The 3,933-nt window shown below is 73.5% G+C and carries 5 protein-coding genes; all 5 read left to right on the top strand.

Translation table 11 applies throughout. The annotated features are described in order from the left end of the window. Positions 1-139: 139 nt before the first annotated feature. Positions 140-436, top strand: coding sequence for a DUF503 domain-containing protein (locus ACFV61_RS34975; RefSeq protein WP_380496131.1), 297 nt, complete (start codon positions 140-142; stop codon positions 434-436). A 153-nt stretch (positions 437-589) separates the two neighbouring features. Continuing rightward, positions 590-1,030: a 30S ribosome-binding factor RbfA gene (rbfA, locus tag ACFV61_RS34970; RefSeq protein WP_063347621.1), complete on the top strand. Its 441-nt coding sequence runs from the start codon at positions 590-592 to the stop codon at positions 1,028-1,030. Positions 1,031-1,032: 2 nt separating this feature from the next. Beyond that, the gene (locus ACFV61_RS34965) at positions 1,033-2,136 is read left to right on the top strand and encodes a bifunctional oligoribonuclease/PAP phosphatase NrnA (RefSeq protein WP_380346383.1); all 1,104 of its coding nucleotides are present in this window, start codon (positions 1,033-1,035) and stop codon (positions 2,134-2,136) included. Between the two features lie 33 nt (positions 2,137-2,169). Then, positions 2,170-3,099 (top strand): tRNA pseudouridine(55) synthase TruB, encoded by a 930-nt coding sequence (truB, locus tag ACFV61_RS34960; RefSeq protein ID WP_380380904.1) that lies wholly within the window; start codon positions 2,170-2,172, stop codon positions 3,097-3,099. Between the two features lie 506 nt (positions 3,100-3,605). Beyond that, positions 3,606-3,933, top strand: a 328-nt coding sequence (locus tag ACFV61_RS34955; protein WP_380496129.1) for a hypothetical protein, incomplete at its 3' end; no start/stop codon positions are given.

Raw genomic sequence — 3,933 nt, 5'->3', positions numbered from 1 at the left:
GCCGCGTGTGTGTGTGTGTGTGGGGGTGTGTGTGTTCTTGTGGGCGTCCGGAGCGGCCCGCCATACTCCCCCCCGCGGCCGGCCCGCGGGGCGCCGCCCCCCCCCCCGAGGCCTTCCAGGTCGGCGAGACCTGTCATACATGTTCGTGGGAACACTCAGCTTCGACCTGCTGTTGGGCGACGTCCACTCGCTCAAGGAGAAGCGTTCGATCGTGCGGCCCATCGTGGCCGAACTGCAGCGCAAGTACAGCGTGTGCGCTGCCGAGACCGGGAACCAGGATCTGCACCGCAGGGCCGAGATCGGCCTCGCGGTGGTGGCCGGCGATGCCGGCTACGTCACCGAGATCCTGGACAGCTGTGAGCGGTTGGTCGCCGGCCGCCCCGAGGTGCAGCTCCTCTCCGCGAGGAGGAGGTACCACAACGACGACGATGAATGAGAGCCGTGGAGGCGGTCGGCGGAAGTCGCCGTTCTCACACGGATCAGGACCCAGAGCGCCCGCAAGGCCGGGCGCGGGCCGGTACTTTGGGGCGTGGGCCCCGAAGGGTGCGCAGCTCACCCGAATGCCGGACCCACTGCACGAGGAGGCAACGTGACCGACACCGCAAGGGCGCGCAAGCTCGCCGACCGCATCCAGGTGGTCGTCGCCCAGACCCTGGAGCGGCGGGTCAAGGACCCGCGACTGGGGTTCGTGACCATCACCGACACCCGGGTGACCGGGGATCTGCGCGAGGCCACCGTCTTCTACACCGTCTTCGGCGACGAGACCGAGCGCGAGGCCACGGCCGCAGCGCTGGAGAGCGCCAAGGGCGTGATCCGCTCCGAGGTCGGCAAGATCGGGGTGCGTTTCACCCCGACGCTGACCTTCGTCGCGGACGCGCTGCCGGACAACGCCCGGAACATCGACGACCTGCTCGACCGGGCCAAGGCCATCGACGCGGCGGTGCGCACCACCGCCGCGGGCGCGACCTACGCCGGCGAGGCGGACCCGTACAAGGTTCCGGCGGCCGAGCGTGACGACGAGGACGAGTAGTCATGGCGGGTGAGCCGGCGAAGGCCGCCTCGCGAGCCGGTTCGACCACGGGGGCGTCTTCCACCAGCACGGTGGAGGACGCCCTCGTGGCGCTCCCGGGGCCGCGCACCGAGGAGAGCGGTTTCGAGCTGCTCTGGCAGCAGGTGGTGGCGGAGATCGGGCGGGCCCGGTCGATCGACCTGATCTGCCACATCTGCCCGGACGGCGACGCCCTGGGCTCCTCGTTGGCGGCCGCGCTGGCGCTGCGCGGGCTCGGCAAGCGGGTGCGGGTCTCCTTCGGCGACGACCCGCAGATCGTGCCCGAGTCGCTGGCCTTCCTGCCCGGCCAGGAGCTGATCGTGCCGGCCGCCGAGGTGCCGGACGTCCCCGAGCTGGTGCTCTGCTTCGACGTGGCCGCGGAGAGCCGGCTCGGCCTGCTGCACGGCAAGGCCTTCGCCGCGCCGGTGCTGGTGGTGATCGACCACCACGCCTCCAATCCGGGCTTCGGCACCCACCAGCTGATCGACCCGACCGCGCCGGCCACCGCCGTCCTGGTCGACGAACTGCTGCGCCGGCTCGGCGTCGAACTCGACCAGGACCTGGCCACCTGCCTGTACACCGGCGTCGCCACCGACACCGGCTCGTTCAAGTACCGGGCCACCACGCCCGCCACCCACGAACTCGCCGGGCGGCTGCTGGCCACCGGCATCCGGCACGACCTGATCTCCCGGCAGCTGTGGGACACCTCCTCCTTCGGCTACCTCAAGGTGCTCGCGGGCGCGCTCGACCGGGCCGTCTACGAGCCGGACGCGGCCGGCGGGCTGGGCCTGGTGTGGACCTGGGTGCCGTACCAGGACCTGGTGCTGTTCAGCGTCACGGTCGAGGAGATCGAGGGGCTGATCGACATCCTGCGCCGCCCGGCCGAGGCCGAGGTGGCGCTGGTGCTCAAGCAGGACCCGGACGGCACGCTGCGGGGCTCCTCGCGTTCCAAGGGCGCGGTGGACGTCGCCGCCGCCTGCGCCGAGCTGGGTGGCGGCGGGCACGTCTTCGCGGCCGGGTTCAGCGCCCGGGAGGACGTGGCCGCGGTGGTCGAACGGTTCCGGAGCGCGCTGCGACCGGTACGTTGATCATCTCTTGACCGCTTTTAGAGAAAGAACTTGATGAAGCGCAAAGGCACCGGCCCGGACGGCCTGGTGATCGTCGACAAGCCCGAGGGCATCACCTCCCACGGGGTCGTCGCCAAGCTGCGATGGCTGGCCGGGACGCGGAAGGTCGGGCACGCCGGCACGCTCGACCCGATGGCCACCGGCGTGCTGGTGATCGGCGTCGAGCGGGCCACCCGGCTGCTCGGCCACCTGATGCTCACCGCCAAGACGTACGAGGCGACCATCCGGCTCGGCCAGACCACCGTCACCGACGACCGGGAGGGCGAGGTCACCGCGTCCGCCCCGGCCGACGGGGTGACCAGGGAGGCGATCGACGCCGGGATCGCCGCGCTCACCGGCGAGATCATGCAGGTGCCCTCCAAGGTCAGCGCGATCAAGATCGACGGCAAGCGGTCGTACGCGCGGGTGCGCGAGGGCGAGGACTTCGAGCTCGCGGCCCGGCCCACCACGATCCACTCCTTCACCGTGCACGCACAGCGCGCGGCGCTCGCCGAGGACGGCACGCCGGTGATCGACCTGGACGTGACCGTCGAGTGCTCCTCCGGTACCTACATCCGGGCGCTGGCCCGCGACCTGGGCGCCGGGCTCGGCGTCGGCGGCCACCTCACCGCGCTGCGGCGCACCAGGGTCGGGCCGTACTCGGTGGAGTCGGCGCACACCCTGGAGCAGCTGGAGGCCGCGGTCACCGGCGAGTCCCCGGCGGGGCTGCAGGTGCTGCCGATCGGGGAGGCCGCGGCCGCCGCCTTCCCGCGCTGGGACCTGGACGAGTCGCAGGCGGAGAAGCTGTCGCACGGCGCCCGGCTCAAGGCGCCCGGGCTGGGTGTGGACGGGCCGATCGCGGTGTTCGGGCCGGACGGGCGCTTCCTCGCGCTGGTCGAGGAGACGGGCGGGCAGGCGAAGCCGGTCGCGGTCTTCGTCGGCTGACGCCCCGCAGCGCACGCGTCACCCCCGTCGGGAGTCTTCCGGCGGGGGTTTCGCCCGTTCGGGAGTCGTCCCGGGAGGGGTTTCGCTCGTTCGGGGGGTGTTTCGGCGAGGTCCCGGGTTCCGGGTGAGGTCCGGAGGTTCGTTCCGGCGAGGGACGGGTCACCCGCCCGGGGGAGCGCGCGAGGTGAACGCCCGTGGTGAGCGGCGCAGGCGCGGTGGGGCCGCCTCCCGGGCGGGCAGGCTCCCCGACGGCGAGCAGGTCGCCGTGACGAGCCCGCCCCCGGGCCGTCCGGCCTGCGGGGAGGGCAGTGCGAATGCCGGGATTCCTGGACGGCGACGGCGTGGCGGGAGACCCGGGGCGGTACCTGCTGCGGATCCGCGACCTCAACGGGCGACTGCACGGCTTAGGGTTCGTCGCCGACCCGCAGGGCACCGTCCTCACCGCCCACGAGAGCGTCACCGGCCTGGACCGGATCGTCCTGCACACCCCCGGCGGGCAGACCAGGGTGCTGGGCCCGGACGCCGTACTGCCGCTGCCCGGGCACGGGCTCGCCCTGCTGCGCACCGACGCGGTCGGCGGGCTGCCCGTGCCGCCGCTGCCCGTCGCGGCCCTCGGGGCCGGGCGCGAGGTGCTGCTGCCCGCGCTGGCCGGCGAGGACGGGCACGTGGTGGCGCTGCGTTGCGGTCTGCTGGGTGCCGCCGGGGCCGGGTACGGCGGGGTCGGCGGGGTGCTGCTGCTCGACCCGCCGGTGGTCGCCGGCGTCGCGGTGCCGGCCGGCTCGCCGGTGCTGGACGCCCGCAGCGGCGCCGTGGTGGCCCTGGCCGTGCCCGCGC

It is taken from the genome of Kitasatospora sp. NPDC059817, from assembly GCF_042731835.1.
In the GTDB taxonomy this organism is placed as follows: domain Bacteria; phylum Actinomycetota; class Actinomycetes; order Streptomycetales; family Streptomycetaceae; genus Kitasatospora.
Note: the sequence above shows the minus strand (reverse complement) of the source record. Positions and strands in the feature narration are given on the sequence as shown.